This window comes from Clostridium sediminicola, from assembly GCF_050402865.1.
GTDB classification, from domain to species: Bacteria; Bacillota; Clostridia; order Clostridiales; family Clostridiaceae; genus Clostridium_AF; species Clostridium_AF sediminicola.
Map to the genome: position 1 here is coordinate 65,240 of NZ_BAABMF010000010.1, position 25,616 is coordinate 90,855.

Genomic DNA, 25,616 nt, shown 5'->3' on the forward strand with positions numbered 1-25,616 from the left:
CCATGGTTTTATAGCTTTTAATTAGACACTTCATTATCAAATTGAAAAGCTTCTTGTATCAAATATGTAAATTCCCTATGACATGTTTTTTATACATTTCTATTTTGCCTATATTACTGAATAATACTCGCAACCACTCCAGACAGGTTGTGCGAAAAATAGGTTTCCAGGTAAATATGAATAAACAAAGAAGGTAGCCCAACATTGGACTGCCTTCTTTGATACAGAAATTATGCATTATTTTCTACCATAAGGTTTTTATCGCTGTAGAAACTTTCTTTATCAATCTCATTTTCACTTTTAGCTACAATCAGAGTAACCACAGTATCTCCAGTTACATTAACAACTGTACGACACATATCAAGAATTCTATCAACTCCAATAATAAGTGCAATACCTTCTACTGGTAGTCCAACAGAAGAAAGTACCATAGAAAGTGTTATCATTCCTACACCAGGAACACCCGCAGTTCCAATGGATGCTAAAGTAGCTGTTAAAACTACAGTTAAAAGTTGAGATAAGGTTAAATCAACATTAAAAATTTGAGAAATAAACACTGTAGCAACCCCTTGCATTATAGCGGTTCCATCCATGTTTATAGTAGCCCCTAACGGTAAAGTAAAGCCAAAAATACTTTTGTGTACACCGAAATTTTTCTCAACAGTTTCCATAGTAACAGGTAAAGTAGCATTAGAACTAGATGTACTAAATGCTAGAGTCATAACATTCCAGAATTTTTTGAAGAAAATTATTGGATTTAACTTTGTAAAAATAAGTAAGCTACCTGTATAAACTAAAGTTAAATGTATAAATAGACATAATAAAACTGTTATCATATACAGACTCAATTTAACAAGTGAGTCAAGTCCAAGAGTGGCAGCAACCTTGATTAATAAGGCAAATACACCTATTGGGGCCATTAACATTACAATATCAATCATTTTTAGAATAATATAATTAGCAGAATCAAATATATTTATGATAATTTTTGATTTTTCTTTTGGAACACTATTAATAGCAACTCCAAGAAGTAAACTAAATACTATAACCTGCAGCATTTTTCCCTCAACCATTGCTTTTAATGGATTTGTTGGAACCATGTCTACTAAAACATCTACGAAGTTAACAGTTTTGCTTACTTCATATACAGCAGTATCAGAAGCTAATACGCTGTTTGCACCAGGTTGAATAATTAAGGCCAGAGATAAGCCAACTATTATAGCAACAGAGGTAGTTAATAGATAGAAAGTTATAGTTTTTCCACCTACACGACCTAATTTTTTTATATCGTTAATTTGAGTAACACCATTTACCAAAGATATAAATACCATAGGAACAACTAGCATTTTTATTGCATTAATAAATATTTTACCGATAGGGGTAAATGCATATGTTTCTAGGAGCTTGTACAAACTTTCAGGCAAAACTGATATTTGTGGATTAAAAAGTAAGCCTAAAATAAGTCCTAGTATCATAGCTATAATTACTTTAGTAGATAATTTCGTTTTTTTCATTTGTGCCTCCTATAAACTGATTTTTTTTTTGTTATTATAAAAAAGGAATTGTGAAAGTATAGATATGTAATTATTCATTATGAAATATATTTACATTAAAAATTCTACCATAAATACATTAATAAATCAAATAATGCAAGAGTAATGGTATATACTTGCAATTTAGTCAACGAATCATAGGTTAGACAGCTTGTTATATTGAGATTCATATGGTAGTATAAAATAGTTTGAAATCAAGTATGGAAATAAAACTGCAGGAGGAAAATAGATGAAACAACTACCTAGATGCCCTAAATGTAATTCAGAATATACATATGAAGACGGTGTTTTCTTCGTCTGTCCTGAGTGTGCTCATGAGTGGAACGAAGAAACAATGAAAGCTGAGGAAAGAGTTCATAAGGATGCTAACGGAAATATCTTAAAGGATGGAGACTCTGTGACAGTAATAAAAGACCTAAAAGTTAAAGGAAGTTCAAATCCATTAAAGATGGGAACAAAAATCAAGAATATCAAGCTTATTGATGCGGATGATCACAATATAGATTGTAAAATCGATGGATTTGGAGCCATGAAAGTTACATCCATCTATGTAAAGAAAATATAGTTTAGTTAAATGGAGAGGTTTTAAAATGGACAATAATAACGCAGTGGAACTATTCTTTGCATCACTTGATGAATCTACAATGGAAGAATTGATTAATATTTATTTAAGTAGTGATGAGAAGAAGTTAAATGACTATCTTGATAAATTGCCAAGTGATGTGCCAAAAGAGGAACTTAGAAAGAACTTACCAATGTTAAAACATATGAAAGAAATGATGGGTGACTTCTTTTAAGAGAGGTAAGAGCAATCATGCGACTAATACGAAAAGGACCTAATTAATGGATTATTAAATTATTACAATCTATTAATTAGGTCCTTTTCATTTACCTCTTAAAATGAAACTGAAGAAGCTTGCTCATATTGTGATAAATGTCATATATAATAAGTATTCTCCTCACTACATGGTGTTTGTTTTTACAATTATTCAAAAATATGCTATCATGAAAATGATAATTACTATATAAAATCACAGCAAAACAGGCTTCAGAAAATAGAGGATTTGAGAACGGTGTGTACAGGTTTTATGATAAATAATTTGGAGGAATTATATGAATAAAAAGGATTTTCCAGATTTAGAAGATCAAATTAAAGATACAGTAAAGAATGCTTTGGATGCTATAGACTTTGTTACGTTAAAGAAAAATATTAGTAGTAAAGCTGAAAGCACTTTAGATAATGTAAAAATGAATTTAAAGAATAAATCACAGCAATTTAATGAAAAAATGCAGAATGAAACACAAAATAAATATAAAAAGTCAATGTATATTTCTAAAAAACCAGCTGGAAGAATATCAGGAATAATTCACATAATATTTGGAAGTATGGGTGTAGGAGTATTAAGTATTCTTTTCATTGTATTCTTTGTTATTGGATTTTTAGATAATTTTAAGGTGTCAGCAATTCTACTTACTTTTTTAGGATTAAATATAGCTATGATTTTAAAAGGTAAAAGCTTAAGAAAAAGAGTAAAGCGTTTTAATCAGTATGTAAGTTTACTTGATGGTGAAAATTATTGTTCAATTCAACAATTAGCTATAGCTACAGGAAAAAAGAAAAAATTTGTTGCTAAAGATTTAAGAAAAATGACTGACTTAGGTATGTTTAAAGAAGCATATATTAATGAAGAAAAAACATACTTTATGCTAAGTAATGAAGTTTATCAAAATTATTTAATATCACAAGAAAATTATAAAAAACGTAAAGAAGAAGAACTTAAAAAAGAGAAATTAAACGAAAATATAAATGATCCTGAAAATGAAGAACTAATATATACAATTGAAATGGTAAAGAACTATATTGAACAGATAAAAAATGTAAGTAATGCTATATCTAACAAAGAAATATCAATAAAGTTGCAAAGATTAAAGAATATTGTCAGTGAAATAATTAATTTTGTAGAGAAAAACCCTAAAAAGTTACTAGAGGTTAGAAAATTTACTACACATTATCTTCCAATAACTTTAAAGTTAGTTAATGGGTACAAGGAGTTAAATGATCAACCAGTTGAGGGAGATAATATAAAGAACACAAAAAATGAAATTGAAAAGAGTATTGATCTTATAAATATTGCTTTTGAAAAGTTATTAGATGATTTATTTGAGGAATTATCTTTAGACGTTTCTACAGATATTTCTGTACTTAGAACATTGTTTAAACAAGAAGGATTGACTAAAAATGATTTTCAAAAGTAACTAAAAAAGGAGTGAATTTTAAATTGACTAGTGAATTTAAAGAAAATACTGATGTAGTGCCAAGCTTAACATTTGAACCATTTCAAGAAGAGGATTCAATTATTGAAGTAAAAGAAGAAAAAAAAGAAGAAGTAATTGAAGATAGCAATTTAACAGAAGAAGAAAAGAAGATGGTTGATGAATTTGTAGATAAAATTGAAATAACTAATACTAATTCAATTCTACAATATGGAGTTGGAACTCAAAAGAAAATTTCGGATTTTTCTGAAACAGCTTTAAATAATGTAAAAACTAAAGATTTAGGTGAAGTAGGTGAAATGCTTTCAAATATAGTAGGTGAGTTAAAGAATTTTGAAACCACCGATGAAAATGAAAAAAGAGGTTTTCTAGGAGTATTTAAGAAACCTAAAGAAAAACTTTCTAAGATGAAAAGGAAATATGAGAAAGTAGAAGGCAATATAAGCAAAATTTGTACTATGCTTGAAAAACATCAGATACAACTTTTAAAAGATATTGCTATGCTAGATAAAATGTATGAAATAAATAAGGTGTATTTTAAGGAACTTTCTATGTATATTTTAGCAGGGAAAAAGAAACTTTCAAAATTAGAAAAAGAAGAACTACCAATCTTAGTGAAAAAAGCTGAAACTAGTTTACTTCCAGAAGATGCACAGGAAATTAATGATTTTAAATCTCTTTGTAACCGCTTTGAGAAAAAAATTCATGATTTAGAGTTAACAAGAATGATTTCGCTTCAAATGGCTCCACAAATTCGTTTAATTCAAAATAATGATTCTTTAATGTCAGAAAAGATACAATCTACAATTGTAAATACTATCCCACTTTGGAAAAGTCAAATTGTTTTAGCACTTGGAGTTTCTCATTCTAAAGATGCAGTTAAAGCTCAAAATGAAGTGACAAATATGACAAATGAACTTTTGCGTAAGAACGCAGAAAAACTGAAAATGGCTACTATAGAAACAGCTAAAGAATCTGAACGCGGAGTTATTGATATTGAAACTCTTCGAATTACAAATGAATCATTGATTTCAACTATTGATGAAGTACTTCGTATACAAACAGAAGGCCGTCAAAAACGTAAAGAGGCTGAAGTAGAATTACACAATATTGAAAAACAATTAAAAGATAAACTTTTAGGGGTATAAGCTGGAGCAACTGGGGCACTTTGCGCCCAGTAGCACACCTGACTCATGAGAAAAACTATAAAGAAATTGAAAATTATGATAGCTTGTTATTTTATTTGTCTGTCCAGAGTGTGCCCATGAGTGGAACGAAGAAACAATAAAAGCTGAGGAAAGAGTTCATAAGGATGCTAACGGAAATATCTTAAATGATGGAGACTCTGTGACAGTAATAAAAGACCTTAAAGTTAAAGGAAGTTCAAATCCATTAAAGATGGGAACAAAGATCAAGAATATCAAGCTTATTGATGCGGATGATCACAATATAGATTGTAAAATCGATGGATTTGGAACTATGAAAGTTACATCCATCTATGTAAAGAAAATATAGTTTGGTTAAGTGCGGGTGTCTTAAAATGATTACTTTAAAATTTTTGTGAAATAGACTTTATTTTCATCTCTATCAATTTCTTCAAACCCTAATTTTTTATAATACTTGATGTTGTTTAGTAGTTTTATATGAGTAGCTAAACTTAAGGAGTTGTAACCTTTTTCTCTTGCAATAGTTTCAGCAAAACTAATTAATATTTTGCCTAAGCCCTGTCCTTTGTACTTAGGGTGAACAGCAATATTGGATAAACAGGCATCTTTCTCATCAAAATACATGATCAATCCACCAGCTAAATGATTCTCATATTCCATAACCCAAGTTGGATAGTCAGCAATTTCTTCATTATAATCTGCATGCATTGGAGGAAGTACTATCCCATCTAAAATTTCATCATATATAGAGTAAGCTGCTTGCATTAATTGTTCGAGTTCATTCGCATCTTCTAAATTTGCTACTCGTATTTTAAATTTATTCATAACTATGTCTCCTTTTACTTCTATATTTACTCAATTATAATATTTTATACTAATTGATTTCAAAATTCAAATAAAAATCATTTGAATATTTCTTAGAATCCAAAAACTATCCACTCTGTTTCTAGTTTTTGGTAGTACTCTAGGTGCAGTGGTAATAACTGCAAGTTATCGCTTGAGCTGTAGGAGGTCCTAGTGAGGAATCAAAGATGACAAATTTGATTTTGTTAATTTAGGTAATTAATGGTAATATATGTTTAGAAGCTACTTTGCTTTAATAAGGAGTGTAGAATGGATGATTACAGTAGAAAAAGTTTCATTTAGTTATACAAAGAGTCCTTTTATTGAAAATATTAATTTTAGTGTAAAAAAAGGTGAAATTTTTGGATTCCTTGGTCCATCAGGAGCTGGGAAAAGTACGTTGCAAAAAATTCTTACAGGACTAATACTAAACTATTCCGGTAGAGTAGTTGTAAACGGAACAGAAGTTAAGCATAGGACTAATAATTTTTACCAAAAAATTGGTGTGGATTTTGAATTTCCAAGTCTATACGATAAATTTACTGGAAGGCAAAATTTAAAGTTCTTTGGTTCACTATATTCTAATCAACTTAGAGATGTAGATAAGCTTTTAAACTCAGTTGGTCTTCTAAATGATGCTGAGAAAAAAATATCTGAGTATTCTAAAGGAATGAAATCAAGATTGAATTTTGTAAAAGCATTGATTCATAATCCAGAAATCATTTTTTTAGACGAGCCTATAAGCGGTTTGGACCCTGCAAATGGGAGGACTATGAAAGATTTAATTCTTGAAGAAAAGAAGAACGGAAAAACTATTATTGTTACAACACATAATATGACAGATGCCACAGAACTTTGTGATCATGTTGCCTTTATTGTTGATGGAAAAATAAAGGCTCTTGATACACCGAGGAATCTGATTATGAAAAAAGGTGCATCAAAGCTTATGTACTCATATATAGAAAATAACAAAGAAATTTTTGCAGAATGTAACCTTTCACAAACTCATAAAGATAAAAAATTATGTCAGCTTATTAATTCGGGAAAAGTTCTAACAATACATAGCTTAGAGCCAACATTAAGTGATATTTTTATGGATGTGACGGGGAGGGAACTTAAATGAGAGCTTTAAAGCTTACCTTGGCCGATATACACTTTCAATTTAAATATGGGTTTTATTTTTTATATCTAGTGTTTACGGTTTTTTATGTTGTAATCTTGTCATTTTTACCTATTGAATGGAAAAGAGCAATTGCTTCAATTATGATTTATTCTGATCCTGCAGCTATAGGAATGTTTTTCATGGGGGCAATTGTTTTACTAGAAAAAAGTCAGAGAGTATTAGATTCGATTGCTATTTCTCCTGTTACAATTAAAGAATATATTCTTGCAAAATTAATATCTATATCATTTATTAGCACTATTGTAGGTTTTTCGATTTCGGTTTTTGCTAACATCAATCGTTATCATTATGTAATTGCAAGTGTATTATTATCCTCTATTTTATTTTCCATCATTGGAATTATTGTTGCCTTTCGAATCAATAGTTTGAATCAATTTATAATTGCAACAGTGCCATTTCAAATATTATTTACTGTTCCGCCTGTTTTGCTACAATTAGGTATAAATGAAGTAAATATTATATTACATCCTGGGATATGCGCTATAAGATTAATATATGGCAACGAAAGCAATCCTTCTATTTTGATATTTATTTTACTGATATGGATCATATTAGCATGGTTTATATGTATAAAAACTGTTAATAAGGCGTTTGTTCAAATAGGGGGTGCAAAACTATGAAGGCTTTCTATTATTCATTTAGACAATATATTAAAGAAATTGGTGAAGACTACATGTTGGCAGTTATGCTTTTTACACCAATACTTTCAGGTACTTTATTAAGATTAGTTATCCCCAGAATAGCTAATCAGTCATATTTTCTTTTGGCAGATATTTTGATTGTGTCAATAACTCCACTTATCTATTCATTTATAGGTGCAATGGTTATACTTGAAGAGATAGATAATAATATATCTATATATCTTTCTGTTACACCTCTTGGTAAAAAGGGCTACCTTATATCTAGATTGGGGTTGCCTACTGCCATATCCCTTGTGTTTGGAACGGTAGTTAGTTATTTTTTTTCCATATCCCGAATAACAATTTTTCAAAGTATTATATATACATTACTCTTTAGTATTATTAGCATGACAATATGTATGTTAATTGTATCACTTTCATCTAATAGGGTTGAAGGGATGGCACTTACAAAAATATCTAATATACTAATACTTGGCTTTCCATTACCTTTTTTCTTGGGTGATAAAGTGATTCAGTATGCGGCCGGATTTTTACCATCTTTTTGGGCTGGAAAAGTAATATTTGATGAAGAATATCTGTATTTTATACCTTTTATCTTGACATCATTGATTTGGATTATTATGTTATATAGACGATTTAACAGAAAAATCATTTGAGTTTGCATTAATATTATCTTTTAATAATTTTTAGGAACGTTTTTCTTCTTTGACAAATCAACTTTATATAAATTATATTTTTTCTCAATTGAAGACGATTAATAAAGCGTGTTGCTTTCATGGTCCATGGCAAAATCTGATTAATAAAAAAATAAGATTAAGGATTCTATAATATTCTTTATAAAAGTCTTAATCTTTGTTTTTGTATAAAGCAAACTTAATGATATGAATTTTCAAAAGCATTTACTATTAAGTCATTAGTTACGTTAAATGAGTTTAGATAAATATTTCTTAAATGTTCCTTAATTCTTTGCAAGTAGGATAAAAGTTAGAAATATTGAATTAAGTTTCAGGGAAATAAGAGAAGCAGGCTTCTATCACTCCACAGGCCAGTCTTCTTCCAGCATTCCCTGAAGGTTGTGATCTATAATCATCAGGGTTTTCATGAATTATTATGGATTTTCCGATTACGTCGCTAGCCTTAAATTTATTAGTAAAGAACTCCATCATAGATATTCCGTTGTTTGAAAAAAGTACTGGTAAATCTCCAGCATGATTACCGTGGGGTTGATTTGTCGGATTCCAGTGACCACCTGCATCCATAAAGGGTTTGTCACTTTTACCTACTTTACAATTTCCAAACTCATGAATATGAAATCCAAAAGGTCCTATAGGTCCTTTATCCTTTTTTGCAGGTTTGTAAAGTGGCAGTCCCTGTATATTAGCGAATACAAAAGCACCACAGGGCATATCTCTTATAATTACTATTCCTTCAATTTGGGGTCTTAATGGACCTCCTTTTATATTTGCCATAGCCATAGTTGGGTATTTACATTCCATTTATTCATCTCCAAATTTTTCTGATTATACAGTATATACTATGAACGCTAAAATTATAGTGTTAACTGCAATAAAAGGCCATGAAGCAAGCTTAATTTTATATAAAAATATAATATTAACATTTTATCACATAACTAGACTTAAGAAATTTATGATTATATCCAAGATGAAGAAGATTAGATTATTTGCTATAGTTATTATTTTATGCACATATTTTATATATAACATGTACATAAGTGTAAATCTAAAGACATTTGATGTATTATATAGACAAATGAAAGCAAGGTAGGATAGGAAATAACAGCTATGGATTAGTAAAATTAATAGTATAGTGGGATAACATTAAATGGATAGCAAGTGAAAATCAAAAAAGGATGAGGGGATTAATCTCATCCTTTTTTGATTTCCTAGAACTAATATATTAGATCCTTACAATTCTTCAAAGAAAGACTTAACTGTGAAATATCAGCATTACTAAATTTATTAAAGCTTATATCAAGATATGCCAATTGGGTCATTGATTTTAAGGTAGCTACATCATTTATTTGATTATAGGACAAGTTGAGAACTGTTAAGTTTCTTAAATCCTTCAATGATAAAATATTGGTTATATTATTAGAAGACAAACCTAATGCAGTTAAATTATATAGTTTTTGTAATGAACTTATGTTTTCAAAATTATTGTCACTTAAGTCAAGAACCAATAGGTTAGTTAATTTTTCCAATGTTACTAAGTTAGTTACTGCATTTGAACGTAAGTCTAAAATTGTTAGATTTCTTAGACTACTTAATGGTGTTATGTCGCTAATCAAATTATTATATAAGAAAAGATTTTGTAAGTTAGTTAAACTATTCAGTGGAGTTAGGTATTTAATTCTATTATCACCTAAGTCCATAGCTATTAATTTAGTTAATCCCTTTAAACTTGTTATATCACTAATGGAATTAAAGGATAAATCAAGCACTTCTAAGTTAGTTAATCCACTTAAAGGTGTTATGTCAGAAATAGAATTATTGAATAAATCAAGTGTTTTTAATGCTTTTAAATTTTGAATTCCGCTTAAATTAGTAATTCCTAATTCCGCTGCATCTAATTCGGTTATATTTGCAACATCATTTTTATATATAATCCCAGCATCTTTACCAAGGGCACTTCTAACAGCTGACTCTAAATTTTTATCACTAAACCTTACCACAGTATCTATGCCAGGCTTTCCGTCCCATACACCATTTTCGTTTACTCTATAACCATCAATGGTAGTTGTATTAACAGCCATGTCACCATCTTTGTTTAAGTAAAATGATTGACCATTTATAGTAATCCATTGACTGTATAGCATTGAGCCGTCAGTATTCAGGTAATACCACCTATTATTTCTATTTAGCCAGCCTGTTTGCATATCACCTTCTGAACCTAAGAAATACCATCGACCAGCAGAGTCTTTAACCCAAGAATTTGTTTTCATTACGCCGTTTGAATCTAAATAGTACCATTTATCATTTGTATGGTGCACCCATTTACTTTTTTGAAGCAAACCACTCTCGCCTAAATAATACCAATTACCCACTGAATCCTCAGCCCATGAGTTTACTTTCATTATTCCATCAGAGCCTATATAATACCATGTATTCATAGAACCTTGTATCCAAGAATCCTTTTGCATGACACCATTTGTATAATAGCTCCATGCTTGTCCATCTTGATTCCATCCTTCTAATACAGTAGCGTTAGTGGTGGAAATAAGTAATCCGCTAATTAATAATTGAGTTACCAATAAAAATGATAAAGTTTTTTTGTAAAACAAATTAATTTCCTCCTTAGTTTATATGATTTTAATGTTTTATACAAATGAAATAATATCATAAATGGGTTTGCGATACAATAAAATAAAAGATATAACAAAAATTGGCAAGTTTAATGGTATAATATTGCAAACCAACTTGTACTAAACTCTCACTTATCCCATGAAAAGATATGCTATAATAATACAAGACAATATATGTTAGAGAATCCAAAATTGGATTCTCTATTATTTGAACATAATATTATTAGAATAATAAAGAGGGTAAAAGATATCGCAGAACCATAAGGTCTATCTCCGATGTGCCTATACTTATGCATAGTGCTAAAATTTTTATTTGACCAAAACACATAAAATACTCTACAATTAGACGGCAATTACTTATTTTGATATAATATGATCAATTAAGCAAAATTTGTAAAAATGATAAACAATATAAAACTAACTTTAAGGGGGGTAAAAATGAAAATACTTGTAGTAGATGATGAAAAGGCACTTGTTGATTTAATCTCTATCAATTTAGAGTTGGAAGGATATGAAGTTATTGTTGCATATGATGGCAAAGAAGCTTTACTAAAAATTCAGGAAAAAAATCCTAATCTTGTGATTTTAGATGTTATGATGCCTGAAATGAATGGCTTTGAAGTATTACAAAATCTTCAAAATAAAGATATTCCTGTAATTGTGGTTACAGCTAAAAAACATATTAATGACAAACTATTAGGGCTTACTTTAGGGGCGGATGATTATATTACTAAGCCTTTTGATAATAGGGAGTTAATGCTTCGTGTTAAAGCAATACTTCGTAGACGGATATTACAGAAAAAGGATAATAGGGAAGAAAAACATATTATCAAAAAGGGTCAATTGAAATTAGATAAAGAAAAAAGAATCATTGAAGTAAATGATAAAGAAGTTAAACTTACAGCGAAAGAATTTGGTATTGTTTGTGTGCTTGCAGAAAATTATCGGAAGGTATTTTCGAGAGAAGAGTTATTGGAAATACTATGGGGATTTGATTATATAGGTGAAACACGGACTATTGATATGCATATTCGTAGGATCAGAAAAAAATTAGGTATATGTAGGAACTATATTCAAACGGTCTTTGGTGTAGGATATAAGATGGAGATTGAGGAAGAAAGGAACTAATGATATAAATGAAAATGAACTTTCGAAAAAAAATGATTTTGATGAATATAGGAATAATTATTCCTATTCTTTTTATTTTTGGTGTTTGTTTGATTGAAACATTGGATTCATACAATCTTGTGATGATAAGAGATTATCTACTCAATCACAGTTATACAACACAAGTTAATATGACTCAGTATTTTGAATCACAACAGGATGAATTAGATATGGATAACTTTAAGAAAAAAGATGCATCTTTATATGCCTCATATATCAAAAATCAGGTAGGGGGTAGAGTGCAGATTTTTTATGACAATAATGTATATGGAGATTCGGACAGCAATGAGGAGTTTTTAGCATTACGGCCTGAAATTGAGAAAGGATTTCAAAATGAAAAAGCCTATATTTATAAAGAAGTAAATGGGAAAAGATATTTTTTTATGGGTATTCCAATTGTATATAGAGATGATGTGATTTGTACAGTAGGTTATATTTATCCTCTTACAAAAGAAGATGAAATGAAAAAAAATATGACGATAATTGCATTCTTTTTAGGGATGATCGGTATTAGTATTGTTTTTATTATAACGTTATTTTTTTCGTATAAAATGATTGTTCCCATTACAGAATTGAAAAATACAATGAAAAAATTTGCATTAGGGAAAGAAATTAAAGAAATCAATATTCATACAGGAGATGAAATAGAAGAACTTAGTCATTCTTTCCAAGAAATGGTGGAAACCATTCAGGAAAATATTTCTCAATTGAAACAGGAAAAAGAGAAACAAAAGCTTTTCTTTGATAATGTTACACATGAAATTAGTACGCCTATTACAGCAATATTGGGATATGCGGATGTTTTAAAAAGAGAAAAGCTGCCGGATCATATTAAAGAAAAAAGTATTTATTATATTGAAACAGAAAGTATGCGGCTAATTAATCTTGTTGAAGAATTCTTAGAACTTTCAAGCCTTAAAAGATTTGACTTTGCGATTATAAAAGAACCTGTTATGCTTTCAGATTTAATAAATAATTGTTTAGAAATTGTAAAAATAAAAGCTAAAAATTATAATATTGTTTTAGAAAAGAAGATTAAAGATGTAGAAATTTTTGTTGATATGAATAAATTTAAAGAAGTGATTTTAAATGTAGTGGATAATGCCTTGAAATATAGTAATTGTACAAGCATCTTAATAGAAGCATATCCAAAAAATGGACAAACAATTATTAGAATTCGGGATAATGGAGAAGGCATGGGAAAAGAAGAACTTGAAAAAATATGGGAACCTTTTTATCGGTCTCATAAGAATAGAAAAGTAAAAGGAACAGGTCTTGGGCTTTCTATATGTAAAGAAATTATACGAAATCATGGAGGAACTATAGCAATTATGAGTAAAAAAGGATATGGAACTATTGTAGAAATCCACATACAATAAACAGGAAGAATGTAAAACTATTTTGAAAGTTACAAGAAAGTTACATTAAAATCATAATTGTTATATATTTGTGTTCTATAATTAAGTTGAACCTAGGGGGTAGAAATGAAAAAGTTTGGGATATATGTCCTTGTATTGTGTAGTGTTTTATTGATAAATGGGTGTACATCAGTTATTTCTGAGGATAAGTTGTATGTGATTCATGATGGAGAAAAAGTTAAGAGGATGGTGACAGAAAATACACCTATTCGCATCGAAATACAGAGTATGAGATGGGGAAAAGGTGTGGTGGATGATCAAAAAATTATCAAAGAAGTGTGGGAGGTATCCCATCAGATCTCTAAGGTGGACAAGTCAGCTTATATTCCACAAAAAGAGGATTTGATCGGAACAGCTTATTTGCTGGGAGGAAGAAGGATTCCTTTTTTTATAGGTGAGCTATATATGCAGATTGGTCATAACTACTATGGAAGCAAAGAAGCCAGTGTGGCATTGAAGACAGCTTATCAAAGTGTAAAAGAAAATCTTTATACTGTGGAAAATATTAAACAATTACTTTTAAATTCTCAAGGAATTATTTTATATTCTGTCTTTGATACGAAAAAAAATGGTGTTTTTTTAACAAAAAGACAAATAGAAGGATTAATAGATAATGTAGATAGTGGAACTATAATTTCAGGTATTGATACTTTGAAAGATTTGTATGAGCAACATATGATCGCGCAGTATCAAATAGTGGTATTATTTGATGAATTGCACAAAATGAATGAAAATATGAATGAAATTCAATCTGAGGATATAGTTCTAATTACTGTATATTCTTCTGAATATTTCACAGTATGGGATATGCATGGAGATAATATGAGGAGTATTATGCATTTGAAAGGTAATCTTTTTGATTATAGTTCTACCCAGTATAATCAAAAATAAAATCAATTATCCAGATAGGAGGATATAGATATGAAGTTATTTAAAAAAATGAGCATCTTATTGTTAGTGGTTATAATAAGCACGGTATTTATGGCAGGTTGTGGAAATAGTTCGCAAAAAACTGAAAACGATGTAAACGGAAATACTGACGTTGAGGTGGCAAATAAAGAATCATCTCAAAACTTAAAGGGAAAAAAGTTAGTTGTATATGTTACATTTCATGAGGAAGAAGGGAAACGTTTACTAGAATTATTTCAAGAAAAAACAGGTGTGGAATATTCATATTTAAGAATGCCTACCGGAGAAACGGCAGCAAGGGTTATGGCTGAGAAAGATTCACCAAAGGCAGATATTATTCTTGGCGGACCGGCAGACGTTCATCAAGTATTAGCAGACAATAGTCTGATTGAGCCTTATGTTTCACCGGTTGCAGCAGATATTCCAGAAGAATTCAAAAGTCCTGATGGATATTGGTCAGGAATTTATGTAGGGCCGGTTTCTATTGCAGTTAATGAACAACGATGGAAAGAAGAGTTTGAAAGTAAAGGAATTGAAAAGCCAAAAACAATGGAAGATTTATTAAATCCTGCGTTCAAAGGTGAAATTATCATGCCAAACCCTGGAACATCCGGTACAGCATATACTATTGTAGCTGCAATGGTCCAAAAAATGGGAGAAGATGCAGCATTTGAGTATTTTGAAAAGTTTGCTCAAAATGTTGGACAATTCACAAAGAGTGGATTTACTCCAGCACAAAAGGTTGCAACAGGTGAATACTTATTAGGACTTAACTTTATTCATGACCAAAAATTAATGCAAAAATCAGGATTTAAAATAGATACAATTGTACCAGCAGGTGCAGGATGGGAGATTGGAGCAGCATCTATTATTAAAAACGGTCCGAATACAGAGGCAGCAAAAGCATTTATCGACTTTATGGTAGGAAAAGAAGCTGGGCAGCTACATACTGACTTAACAGAAAGAATTTCAACAAGAGCAGATGTAGAATTACCTAAAGGATCACAAAAGTTAGAGGATATGGATATTATGAGAGACTATGATTTCTTTAAAGCTGCAGAAGATAAAAAAGCACTACAAGCAAAATGGTCGCAAGTAATAGGTAGATAATTTTCTCACCACCCTTTAAAAATTACAGCCGCCTTATTAAGGAGGCTGTAATATGATAAAAGAATTGGAGGTAATGATATGAGAACAGATGCAGATCTTAGTTCACAGGTTCGTGTAGAAAAAAGAGGTCTCATTTATGATCTGAAAAAACTGATTGGTGAGCCGGTATTGGCAGCAATTATTTTGATTGTAATAGGTTTGTCTGGATTCTTTGTAGTTTATCCTTTTTCCAAAGTTGTTATTATGCCCCAAGCAACAGACTGGATGCGTTTTTTTCACGAAGAAAGATTTTTAACGGCATTTCAAAATACTTTTTATTCATCATTTTTAGCAACCCTTACTGCAACTGTTTTTGGTTTTATTTATGCTTATACCATGAACTATGTAGATATTCCGGGAAAAAAATTCTTTCGCACAATTGTATTGGTGCCAATGATGGCTCCACCGGTTGTTACAGGGATTGCCTTTATTGTTTTATTTGGTAGAAGAGGTCTTATTACATATTCTTTGTTGCATATGACAACTGATTTATATGGATGGATTGGACTTTGGATTGTACAATCAATGGCATTTTTTCCACTAGCATATATGACAAATTCAGGTGTATTAAAAGCAATTAGTCCTAATCTTGAATTGGCAGCACAGAATTTAGGAGCACATGGATTTAAGTTGTTTAGAACAGTTACTTTGCCATTAGCATTACCAGGACTTTTAAGTGCCAGTTTATTGGTTGCCATTAACTCTTTAGCTGATTTTGGTAATCCGATGCTTATTGGCGGAGATTACTCAGTATTGGCTACAGAAGCTTATATGCAGGTTGCCGGACAATGGGATTTGAAAATGGCGGCAGTACTTAGTATGGTTCTTGTTATTCCTACGTTAATTGTATTTTTCATTCAAAAATATTATTTAGAGAGAAGATCCTTTACAACAGTAACAGGAAAGCCTGTAGCTGGATTAAAAAGAGTGACTACATCTACAATGACAAAATGGATATTATTTAGCTTTTGTTGTTTGATTGTTCTATTTATTTGTTCCATTTTCACTATTGTAGTATTAGCTGCATTTACTAAAGTATTTGGTGTAAATAATACATTTACATTAAACAACTTTATAGAAGGAATTATAAAAAGCAGTGCTCTAAAAAACAGCTGGTTGTTAGCAGTTATTTCTGCAATTATTACAACGATTTTAGGCATTACTATTGCATTTTTAATTTCAAGAAAAAGATTCCCAGGAAAAAATGCATTGGATTTTATAACATTACTACCTGCTTCTTTGCCAGGAACATTTATTGGGATCGGATTGGTGTTGGCATTTAATCAAGAACCAATAATGCTTACAGGTACTGGTATTATTATAGTTATTGCAATGGTTATGAGACAGCTACCTGTTGGATATAGAAATTCAATTTCTGCATTTAAGCAAATTGATAAATCAATTGAAGAAGCAGCTACTAATCTGGGTGCAAATAGTTTTACTGTAATTCGAACGATTATAATTCCTATGCTTAAAAATGCAATGTCTACTAGTGTTGTGTATAGTTTCATGAAATCCATGAATACCCTTAGTGCAGTTATTTTCTTGGTATCTCCTCAATGGATGATTGGCTCCATTGCAATATTAAGTTTTGCAGAACAAGGATTCATAGGGATAGCAAGCGCAATTGCTGTTGGTATGGTAGGTATTATCTTTATTACATTTGGAATAGCAAAATTATTGTTAAAAGATAAGATAAATATTTTTGATATATAGGAGGCGGAATATATGCAATCACCTGTAGTAGATATAAGAAATATTAGTAAAGTATTTGGGGAAAATATCGTAGTTGATCGTGTTTCTTTACAAATACCGAAAGAATCCTTTACAACATTTTTAGGACCTAGTGGTTGTGGAAAGACAACTACATTACGAATGATTGCTGGATTTTATGAGCCAGATGGAGGAGAAATTCATATAAATGGAAGAAGAGTTGATCAATTACCCCCTTACAAACGAAGTACGGCTATGGTATTTCAAGAATATGCGCTCTTTCCTCATATGACGGTATTTGACAATATATCATATGGATTGAAGTTGAAAAAAACTTCTTCAGATGAAATTCAAAGGAAAGTGAATCAAGCCGCAGGACTTTTGCAGTTAGAAGGGTTAGAAAAACGATTTCCTAATCAGTTGTCAGGAGGACAGCAGCAAAGGGTAGCAATCGCAAGAGCTTTAGTTATGAATCCAGAAGCATTATTATTAGATGAGCCCCTTAGTAATTTAGATGCAAAGCTAAGAGAAAGTGTAAGAGCTGAGCTTCGCATGATTCAAAAATCTCTAGGGCTAACATCCATTTATGTTACTCATGATCAGCAAGAAGCCTTAGCTATGTCGGATCAAATTGTTGTTATGAAAAGCGGAACGATTCAACAAGTAGGAACGGCACAGGAGATATATTTTAAACCAAGAACAAAGTTTGTTGCAGATTTTATTGGAGCAACAAATTTTGTACAGGGAAAAGTAACAAAAAAAGTAGGAGCTAGTATTGTAGTCAATGCAAATGGAAAAGAATTAAAGGTTGAAACGGAAACAGATGTAAATTTGAATGATGATGTTTATTTAAGTATAAGACCAGAATCTATTCAAATAATGAAGCAAGAAAGAGAACCTGCTGAAAGCGATTGTAATAAAATATATGGAGTTGTAAAACAGGCTATGTTTATTGGAGAGAAAGTACGATATTATATAGAAGAAAAATCTTTAAAAGGGCAGGCTGTTACAGGAATAAAAGAGTGGATTATAGATAGCTTTGACAGTGGAGATTGTATATTACAAGGAAATGTTATGTTTATTATTCAACCTAATAAGTCCCATGTAATAAAAAAAGAAGATTAATTTCTCTATGTTTATAACAACTTTAAAACTTTAAACTGATATAATGAACTTTATAGAAAAATATAAATAGTTAAGACCTAGATATATACAATATTAATTATGTTTAGGTCTTATTTTGCATCATATGAAACAAATTACATCGTAGTATAACCCAAGTTAGGGCAAGTTAATATTCTTGTACTAAACTATCCTATATCCCATGAAAAATTATGGTATAATAATACAAGACAATATATGTTAGAGAATCCAAAATTGGATTCTCTATTGTTTTCTACATAATAGTATTAGAATAATAAAGAGGGTGAAAGATATGGCAGGAGAAAAAATATTGATAATTGATGATGAAGTTGAACTTTCAGATATAGTAGGTGACTTTTTAAAGGCAGAAGGTTTTCAGGTTTATACTGCAGTAAATGGACAAGAAGGTTTATTATGTTTTAAAAAGGAAAAACATCAACTGGTAATATTAGATATAATGCTTCCTTTAGTGGATGGCATGGAGATTTGCAGAACCATAAGAGGTATTTCTAATGTGCCTATAATAATGCTTAGTGCTAAAAGTAACAGTACGGACAAGGTTATAAGTCTTGGTTTAGGTGCGGATGATTATATAATGAAACCCTTTGATACTATGGAACTTATAGCTAGGGTAAAAGCTCAATTAAGAAGATATACACAATTTTCAATGCCGGAAGAGGAAAGTGGAGTTCTAACATTTGGAAAGTTAGTTATAGATGATAAAGCCTATGCTGTATATGTAAATTCAAAAATTGTGAACCTAGCTGCCAAGGAGTTTGAGATATTAAGTTACATGGCACATAATCCTAATAGAGTTTTTACTATGGAGCAGATATTTAATCAAATTTGGGGATTTGAAGAATATGGTGACATAACTACTGTAAGGGTACATATTAGGAAGATAAGAGAAAAAATAGAGGACAATCCTTCAGAACCAGTATACATAAAAACCGTATGGGGTGTTGGATATAAATTTGATGGTGAGTGTAATGAGGGGTAATTTCAAAAAGAATTTAAATATTATTTTTGTATTATCCCTTATAGTATTTATAGTAAGTGGGGGATTATCAATTGTTTTTACTAAAGCTATAGATAAGAATAGTAAAAATAGTTTTGTACTTAATGAACAAAGAATAGTAACTAATAACATAGTAAATTATATAGAAAATAGTTATGAAGATTTATCAAAAAATCCAGAAAGAGTCATACCTTATGTTTTATCTAGGCTGAAAGAAATAGAAGGAGATTTGAGAATAATTGATTTAGAGGGAAAAGTGTTATTTGATTCTGAAAATACTATACTGGGAAAAGAAGATATTTATATAGATATTAAGAGTAATATTTCCTATGATAAAAATTTTAGTAAAGAGGAACCAGGAAAGATAAGATTTACTGTACCTTTAGTTAAAGAGGGAAAGCAAATAGGTAATGGAATTTTTATTATTAATTCTAAAGGTAATTATACGATGGCTGAAAAAATATCAGTTTATTATGGTTTGATTCCTATTGGTATAGGATTTTTATTTATAGTATGCGTTATTATTTTTCTTTACTTCAAGATAACAAGAGACTTTATAGAACCTTTGAGAGACTTAAAAGATGCCACCAACAGTATAGCCTTAGGTGAGTATGATAAAAAAATAAGGTATAGAAATAATACAGAGTTAGGGATATTTTGTAATGATTTTGAGTTTATGAGAGACGAGCTCAGGACAGCTTTAAAAAGAACAGAAGAATTAGAAAGAAGCAGAAAGGAATTAATAGCCTGTGTTTCTCATGATCTTAGGACACCTATAGCGTCTATAAAAGCATATGTAGATGGACTTAAGAGCGGTATAGCTGATGATGAAGAAAAGAGAAACAAATATATTTCTGTTATAGCAAAGAAAACTGATAGTTTAATCTATTTAATAAATGACTTATTTCAGCATTCTCAAGCAGAACTTGAAGAGCTTAATATGTGTTTTACTGAAAGCTATAGTAGAGAGTTTTTAAATAAAATAGTACAAAATATGAAATTAGAGGCGAAAAAAAAATCTATAAAGCTTCATATTAATGAGCCTATTGCTAATGTAATTATATCTGTTGATAAAATTAGAATTGAGCAAGTTATAATGAATCTTATACAAAATGCCATAAAATATACACCAGAAGGTGGAGAAGTGAATTTTAGTACAGAAATAGAGGGTAAGAACTTAAAAGTAATAGTTAAAGATAATGGGTTTGGTATATCCCAAAGAGATTTACCTTTTATATTTGAAAAGTTTTATAGAGGAGAAAAATCCAGAAGTAGAGACTTTGGGGGAGCGGGATTAGGACTTTCTATATGTAAATATATTGTAGAGAAACATGGTGGAATTATAAATGTAGTTAGTAAAGAAAATAGGGGAAGTGAGTTTTCTTTTACTTTACCGATATAGGTATTCCAGTTCAACTATTAATTTATACATGTACTATAACTCACTAATATCTAAGATTTTAGTACATGTATAAATTAAGTTTCACAATGGAATCCCTAGACTTAATGAATTCTTAATAAATACATAAAGGTTAGTTAAGTTATGGCATTTAATATTAAATTATAGGAAATCCTATAATTTATTTTTTATTATATGAGGAATTTATAAATTCCATCCATCAGTGGGTAGAAAAAGCATATATAGCGGAAAAGACATTGGAATTAGACTTTCTTAGTGAAGTGGAAGGGCTTTTACGATATATATGACTTTGTTAATTTTAAGGAGATATGGCGAATGAAAAGGGTAATTATAAAGACAAGAGATTTATGCAAAACTTATATTAGTGATAGTGAAAGTTATCATGCAATAAAAAATATTAATTTAGAGATATATGAAGGTGATTTTACAGTTATAATGGGAAGTTCAGGTTCAGGGAAATCAACCTTGTTATATCTTTTAAGTGGTCTTGATTCTATAACTTCTGGTGAGGTGCGTTTTCAAGATTTACTTATTAATAAACTTAAAGAAAAGTCAATGGCTAATTTTAGAAGAAAGAGCATAGGTTTTGTATTTCAAGGTATTAATTTAGTACCTAGTCTCTCTATTTTTGAAAATATAGCTGTTTCAGGATATTTAGCAAGTAAGAATAGGAAAAAAGTAGATGAGAGAGTAAAGGAGCTTTTAAATATTGTAGGACTTAGTGAAGAGCTAAATAGATTGCCTTCTAGAATATCTGGTGGTCAACAGCAAAGAGTGGCTATAGCAAGAGCGCTTATAAATGAACCAGAAGTTATTTTTGCGGATGAGCCAACAGGAGCTTTAAATTCTTCTCAAGGTGATAATATCTTAAATATTTTAACAGAGTTAAATACTAAGGGACAAAATATAGTTATGGTTACACATGATATAAAGGCTGCTTGTAGAGCAGATAGAATTTTATTTATTAAAGATGGACGCATAAGCGGGGATCTGAAATTTCCCAAATTTGAAGTTGGATTAATGGAACAAAGAGAAAAGGCCTTATTTGATTTTCTTACAGAAAAGGGGTGGTAGTATGAGAAGCATATACATCATTATCCTAAACAATATAAAAAAGAGAAAACTTCAAAGTTTGTTAATTACTTTAATAATAATGGTAAGTTGTGTAATGTTTTTTATCTCCCTAGGCATACTTACAAAATCTAAAGAGCCTTTTCTAAAGATGCAACAAAATCTAAATGCATCCCATGACATAATTGGTTTTAAAAAAAGTGATTATGATACAAGTAAGTTAAAAACTTGGTGGGAAGACAATGAAGAGGTTAAGAGCGTTCAAATTTATAAAGTTTATAATTATGATGGTAAGGCAAGCTATAATAACAATCCTTTTAGATATGGAATAAATTTTACAGAACGAGAAGAGGGATTACCGCAAGATAAGCTTTTAATAGTAGAAGGAGATAATAAGGAAGCGCCTGGTGTAGGGGAAATATGGGTACCTACAGGCATAGCCTACCAAGAAAATATTGAAGTAGGCGGTATATTGAAAATAAAAATTAATAAGAAAGATGTGGATTTGAAAGTTAGTGCCATTGTAGTTGATCCACAGTTTAGCAGTGCTATGATTAGTCCAACACGGATGTGGGTTAAAACTGGAGAAGTAGATAAGATTTTTAATGATGTAGATAATAATTTAACTTCCATGGGAGTTGTATATAAAGATTATAATAAAGCGGAAAAAATATGGAGTGAATTTTTAAATAGTCAAAATGGAGAATTTAAGGGTGGTATATTTCAATATAGTTTTATTAAGTATATATATACCTTTCAATCTAAGTTAATAGCTTCTATATTGATGATATTATCAATAATAGTTTTAGCTATAACAGTGTTAGTAATAAGTTATACCATAAAAAATGCTATATTTTCTGATTATAAAACTATAGGAGTGTTAAAAGCACAAGGTTTATCTAACGTAAATATAAAAACAATATATACAGGACAATTTTTTATTTTATCAACAATAGCAGTGCTGCCAAGTTTAGTATTAGGTAGAATATTAATAAATACCATACTATATTCCTTTCTAAGAGTGGTAGGTGTAGTAAATATTAATGAAAGTATGGTTAAAGAAATAATAATAACTATTATTTTTATAGTTGGTATAGTAATTATAACTTCTTATATAACTGCGGGAAGAGCAGCAAAAATCAAACCAGCAGAGGCAATAAGAAATGCCAAGCCAATGAAAAATTATAAGAAAAATCCCAAAATAAATATTATGTTTTTAAAAGCATTACCATTATCTTTGATTTTAGCTATAAAACAAAGTATTAGTAATAAGAAGCAATCTCTATTTATATTTATAACTTTGGTTGTTACAGTATTTATGATAACTTTAACTATAAATGTAAGAAATTCTTTGGTTAGACTTAGTGATAATTTAGCATATTGGGGTTATGATGGCAGTGATTATCAAATAGCTAGAAGTGGTGCCAAAGGTTCAACAACCCATGAGGAGTTATTTGATTCACTAAAAAGTGATAATAGAATAGAAACCGTAGTTCCTTACTACTATATTGAGGGGTCCTTTACTGACGCTATAGAAAGAGAAGATATACCAGCTAAACAAATAGTAGGATTCTGTTATGATGGAGATATGGATAGCATAGGAATGTTAAATATTGAAGGGAAAAGTCCTAAAGAAAAAAATGAGGTATCTATAGCAATAAATACTAGTAGAAGGCTAAAAAAGACTGTTGGAGATTATATTGATATTACAATAGCAGGACAAAGTAAGACTTTTTTAATTACAGGAGTTTATCAGACTATGATTAATGAGGCAGAAGGTTTTAGGATACAAAAAGCTGTCGTTATAGACTTATATCCAACTTTTGATACAAAGATCTATTTAATAGTATTTAAAGATAGGGTGGATACTAATGAATATGTAAAAGAGCTTACTCTTAAATACAATGATATAAGTATTGAAAAAACTAAAGAGAGTAATGGGGAAATATTTAATGAAATCGGCAAAAATGCTAGTGTACCAATATTAATGGTAGGTGTGATATTTATAATAATTAGTTTCATAAATATTTTTAACCTTGTATTAATAAATGTATACGAGGAAAGAAGAAACTATGGAATATATAAAGCTTTAGGTTTTACAATAAAGCAAATAAGACTATCAATAGTAAATAGAATTATGGCATTGACAGCACTAGCAACTTTTATAGGCATAATTTTAGCTTTCACCCTAGGACCTAAAATAATAGAACTAGCTTTATCAAAACAAGGTTTGGTTAATTTTCCATTTTTAATTACTACAGAAACCACTATTTTGGGTGTTTTATTATTTGTAATAATAGTATTTGCTGCAGTGTGGTTTCCTAGTAGTAAATTATTGGGAATAAACTTGAGAGAGCTTATAGAAGAGTAGAAATACAGGAGGAATTAAAATGAAGAAAGAAGTTAAATTATACAATGTGTTATTTCCTATATGGTTTTTATTAGTTTTTCCAATTACATGGATAGTTGTGCTTCCTGCAAACTTTATTATTGATAGTATTGTTTTGATTATCTCAATGATATTTTTAAAACAGATAGATATAAAAGAGAACTACAAAAAGTCTATTTTAAAAGTGTGGCTATTTGGTTTTCTCTCAGATTTTATTGGTGCAGGAATATTATTTCTATCCCACATACCTAATGGTGACTGGTGGTATGAATTTGTTTATTCACCAGTTTCATATAATCCCTTTGATAACTTTTATTCATTAAGCTATGTGTTTATTGCAATAATTGTATCAGGAGTTGCCATCTATTTATTTAATCTTAAAATATCTTTTAAAAAGTTAAATTATGATCTGAAAATAAAGAAAACTATTGCATTGAGTCTTGCTATATTTACAGCACCTTATGTTTTGCTTGTGCCAAGTAAACTAATGTATAATTCCATTGGACCAGATAGAAAAATAGAGTTTTTCACAAATCATATTGTAAGAAATAGACAACATGATGTAACAGTAGAATGTGAAGATTTAGAAGATAAAACTATAAGAAGAAAGTTCTCAGAAGATACAAATTATGATTATATCATTAGGAATGCTGTGAATACTGCAAAAAAGGCACATAAAACACAAGGAAATGATAGTGATAAACCAGATTTTAAAATTATTTTTCAAAATTCCTATGATGAAAAGGACAAGGGAGTAAAAATAGACTTATGGTGGGAAGAGAGTACAGCGGAATATCTATTTAAATTTAATAATAAATGGTACAAAATAAACGAAAGTAAAAGCAAAACTATAAAAGAAGGTCTGGAAAAATTAAATGTAAATTGAATTAATATTCAAAGTAATGTATAAAATCAATCATATAGCTTAGAAGTTGTGATATAATCATTTTAATATATGCGTAATTTAGAAAAAATAATTTACATGATTTGATTATAGGGGAGCTAAATAATGCACAAATTTTCAGACTATAAATTTATACAAAATATATATGATTCTTTATAGGTTGGGGAATTATGAAGGTATTTAAACAGGTTGAGTCAAAAAAATAGCTAAATTTACTGCATGAGAACTATCAGAATTTCTTTGTAACAGCCTTAGAGGAGCTTGACAGTTGAATTTTTTTATGATATTATCTCTTTAAATTAATTTATAAACCGTTGAAGAGAGAGTAAAACT

General features: G+C 29.8%; 23 protein-coding genes and 1 other annotated feature (1 of these 24 cut by a window edge). Of the genes, 19 read left to right on the forward strand and 4 right to left on the reverse strand.

Translation table 11 applies throughout. The features are described from left to right. Positions 1-230: 230 nt before the first annotated feature. A complete protein-coding gene (locus tag ACQ3F0_RS16000) occupies positions 231-1,514 on the reverse strand; it encodes a dicarboxylate/amino acid:cation symporter (RefSeq protein WP_428866375.1) in 1,284 nt (427 codons plus the stop codon). A gap of 268 nt (positions 1,515-1,782) precedes the next feature. Here ACQ3F0_RS16000 and ACQ3F0_RS16005 point away from each other — a divergent pair, with 268 nt between their 5' ends. The 5 genes from ACQ3F0_RS16005 to ACQ3F0_RS16025 all read left to right on the forward strand — a co-directional run bounded on the left by ACQ3F0_RS16005 (position 1,783) and on the right by ACQ3F0_RS16025 (position 5,342). Further along, positions 1,783-2,118 (forward strand): zinc ribbon domain-containing protein YjdM, encoded by a 336-nt coding sequence (locus ACQ3F0_RS16005; RefSeq protein ID WP_428866376.1) that lies wholly within the window; start codon positions 1,783-1,785, stop codon positions 2,116-2,118. 25 nt (positions 2,119-2,143) lie between these two features. Continuing rightward, positions 2,144-2,350 carry a hypothetical protein gene (locus ACQ3F0_RS16010; RefSeq protein WP_428866377.1) on the forward strand — a complete coding sequence of 69 codons (207 nt, stop codon included), beginning with the start codon at positions 2,144-2,146 and terminating at the stop codon, positions 2,348-2,350. 316 nt (positions 2,351-2,666) lie between these two features. Continuing rightward, complete coding sequence (locus tag ACQ3F0_RS16015; RefSeq protein ID WP_428866378.1) at positions 2,667-3,809, forward strand: 5-bromo-4-chloroindolyl phosphate hydrolysis family protein; 1,143 nt, start codon at positions 2,667-2,669, stop codon at positions 3,807-3,809. 23 nt (positions 3,810-3,832) lie between these two features. Further along, positions 3,833-4,975: a toxic anion resistance protein gene (locus ACQ3F0_RS16020; protein WP_428866379.1), complete on the forward strand. Its 1,143-nt coding sequence runs from the start codon at positions 3,833-3,835 to the stop codon at positions 4,973-4,975. Positions 4,976-5,063: 88 nt separating this feature from the next. Then, a complete protein-coding gene (locus tag ACQ3F0_RS16025) occupies positions 5,064-5,342 on the forward strand; it encodes a zinc ribbon domain-containing protein YjdM (protein WP_428866469.1) in 279 nt (92 codons plus the stop codon). Positions 5,343-5,371: 29 nt separating this feature from the next. Here the strand turns inward: ACQ3F0_RS16025 and ACQ3F0_RS16030 are convergent, their stop codons facing one another. Continuing rightward, positions 5,372-5,818, reverse strand: coding sequence for a GNAT family N-acetyltransferase (locus tag ACQ3F0_RS16030; RefSeq protein ID WP_428866380.1), 447 nt, complete (start codon positions 5,816-5,818; stop codon positions 5,372-5,374). A 292-nt stretch (positions 5,819-6,110) separates the two neighbouring features. On the opposite strand from ACQ3F0_RS16030, the gene ACQ3F0_RS16035 reads away from it, so the two are divergent. Genes ACQ3F0_RS16035 through ACQ3F0_RS16045 form a run of 3 tightly spaced genes read left to right on the forward strand, consistent with a single transcriptional unit; the run spans position 6,111 to position 8,316 of the window. Beyond that, the gene (locus tag ACQ3F0_RS16035; RefSeq protein WP_428866381.1) at positions 6,111-6,959 is read left to right on the forward strand and encodes an ABC transporter ATP-binding protein; all 849 of its coding nucleotides are present in this window, start codon (positions 6,111-6,113) and stop codon (positions 6,957-6,959) included. Further along, complete coding sequence (locus tag ACQ3F0_RS16040) at positions 6,956-7,639, forward strand: fluoroquinolone export ABC transporter permease subunit (protein WP_428866382.1); 684 nt, start codon at positions 6,956-6,958, stop codon at positions 7,637-7,639. Before ACQ3F0_RS16035 ends, ACQ3F0_RS16040 begins: the two co-directional genes overlap by 4 nt. Further along, positions 7,636-8,316 carry a hypothetical protein gene (locus tag ACQ3F0_RS16045; RefSeq protein ID WP_428866383.1) on the forward strand — a complete coding sequence of 227 codons (681 nt, stop codon included), beginning with the start codon at positions 7,636-7,638 and terminating at the stop codon, positions 8,314-8,316. Before ACQ3F0_RS16040 ends, ACQ3F0_RS16045 begins: the two co-directional genes overlap by 4 nt. 342 nt (positions 8,317-8,658) lie before the next feature. Here ACQ3F0_RS16045 and ACQ3F0_RS16050 read toward each other — a convergent pair whose 3' ends face one another. Beyond that, positions 8,659-9,156 (reverse strand): superoxide dismutase family protein, encoded by a 498-nt coding sequence (locus tag ACQ3F0_RS16050; RefSeq protein WP_428866384.1) that lies wholly within the window; start codon positions 9,154-9,156, stop codon positions 8,659-8,661. 413 nt (positions 9,157-9,569) lie between these two features. Continuing rightward, entirely contained in the window at positions 9,570-10,961 is a 1,392-nt protein-coding gene (locus ACQ3F0_RS16055; RefSeq protein ID WP_428866385.1) for a leucine-rich repeat domain-containing protein, read from the reverse strand. A 459-nt stretch (positions 10,962-11,420) separates the two neighbouring features. On the opposite strand from ACQ3F0_RS16055, the gene ACQ3F0_RS16060 reads away from it, so the two are divergent. The 11 genes from ACQ3F0_RS16060 (at position 11,421) to ACQ3F0_RS16110 (ending at position 25,265) form a co-directional block, all read left to right on the forward strand. Beyond that, the gene (locus tag ACQ3F0_RS16060; protein ID WP_428866386.1) at positions 11,421-12,110 is read left to right on the forward strand and encodes a response regulator transcription factor; all 690 of its coding nucleotides are present in this window, start codon (positions 11,421-11,423) and stop codon (positions 12,108-12,110) included. An 8-nt stretch (positions 12,111-12,118) separates the two neighbouring features. Next, on the forward strand, positions 12,119-13,528 hold the full coding sequence (locus ACQ3F0_RS16065) for a sensor histidine kinase (RefSeq protein ID WP_428866387.1): 1,410 nt from the start codon (positions 12,119-12,121) through the stop codon (positions 13,526-13,528). A gap of 105 nt (positions 13,529-13,633) precedes the next feature. Further along, positions 13,634-14,458 carry a DUF3919 family protein gene (locus ACQ3F0_RS16070; protein WP_428866388.1) on the forward strand — a complete coding sequence of 275 codons (825 nt, stop codon included), beginning with the start codon at positions 13,634-13,636 and terminating at the stop codon, positions 14,456-14,458. A gap of 30 nt (positions 14,459-14,488) precedes the next feature. Further along, entirely contained in the window at positions 14,489-15,586 is a 1,098-nt protein-coding gene (locus tag ACQ3F0_RS16075) for an ABC transporter substrate-binding protein (RefSeq protein ID WP_428866389.1), read from the forward strand. A 78-nt stretch (positions 15,587-15,664) separates the two neighbouring features. Further along, on the forward strand, positions 15,665-17,341 hold the full coding sequence (locus ACQ3F0_RS16080) for an ABC transporter permease (protein ID WP_428866390.1): 1,677 nt from the start codon (positions 15,665-15,667) through the stop codon (positions 17,339-17,341). Positions 17,342-17,353: 12 nt separating this feature from the next. Continuing rightward, positions 17,354-18,463, forward strand: a complete 1,110-nt coding sequence (locus ACQ3F0_RS16085; protein ID WP_428866391.1) for an ABC transporter ATP-binding protein — start codon at positions 17,354-17,356, stop codon at positions 18,461-18,463. A 310-nt stretch (positions 18,464-18,773) separates the two neighbouring features. After that, the gene (locus ACQ3F0_RS16090) at positions 18,774-19,481 is read left to right on the forward strand and encodes a response regulator transcription factor (protein ID WP_428866392.1); all 708 of its coding nucleotides are present in this window, start codon (positions 18,774-18,776) and stop codon (positions 19,479-19,481) included. Further along, complete coding sequence (locus ACQ3F0_RS16095; RefSeq protein ID WP_428866393.1) at positions 19,471-20,901, forward strand: sensor histidine kinase; 1,431 nt, start codon at positions 19,471-19,473, stop codon at positions 20,899-20,901. Before ACQ3F0_RS16090 ends, ACQ3F0_RS16095 begins: the two co-directional genes overlap by 11 nt. A 333-nt stretch (positions 20,902-21,234) precedes the next feature. Next, the gene (locus ACQ3F0_RS16100; RefSeq protein ID WP_428866394.1) at positions 21,235-21,993 is read left to right on the forward strand and encodes an ABC transporter ATP-binding protein; all 759 of its coding nucleotides are present in this window, start codon (positions 21,235-21,237) and stop codon (positions 21,991-21,993) included. Position 21,994: 1 nt separating this feature from the next. After that, positions 21,995-24,361: an ABC transporter permease gene (locus ACQ3F0_RS16105; RefSeq protein WP_428866395.1), complete on the forward strand. Its 2,367-nt coding sequence runs from the start codon at positions 21,995-21,997 to the stop codon at positions 24,359-24,361. Between the two features lie 19 nt (positions 24,362-24,380). Then, on the forward strand, positions 24,381-25,265 hold the full coding sequence (locus ACQ3F0_RS16110; protein WP_428866396.1) for a hypothetical protein: 885 nt from the start codon (positions 24,381-24,383) through the stop codon (positions 25,263-25,265). Positions 25,266-25,588: 323 nt separating this feature from the next. Next, positions 25,589-25,616: a binding site (T-box leader), on the forward strand (it continues 215 nt past the right edge of the window).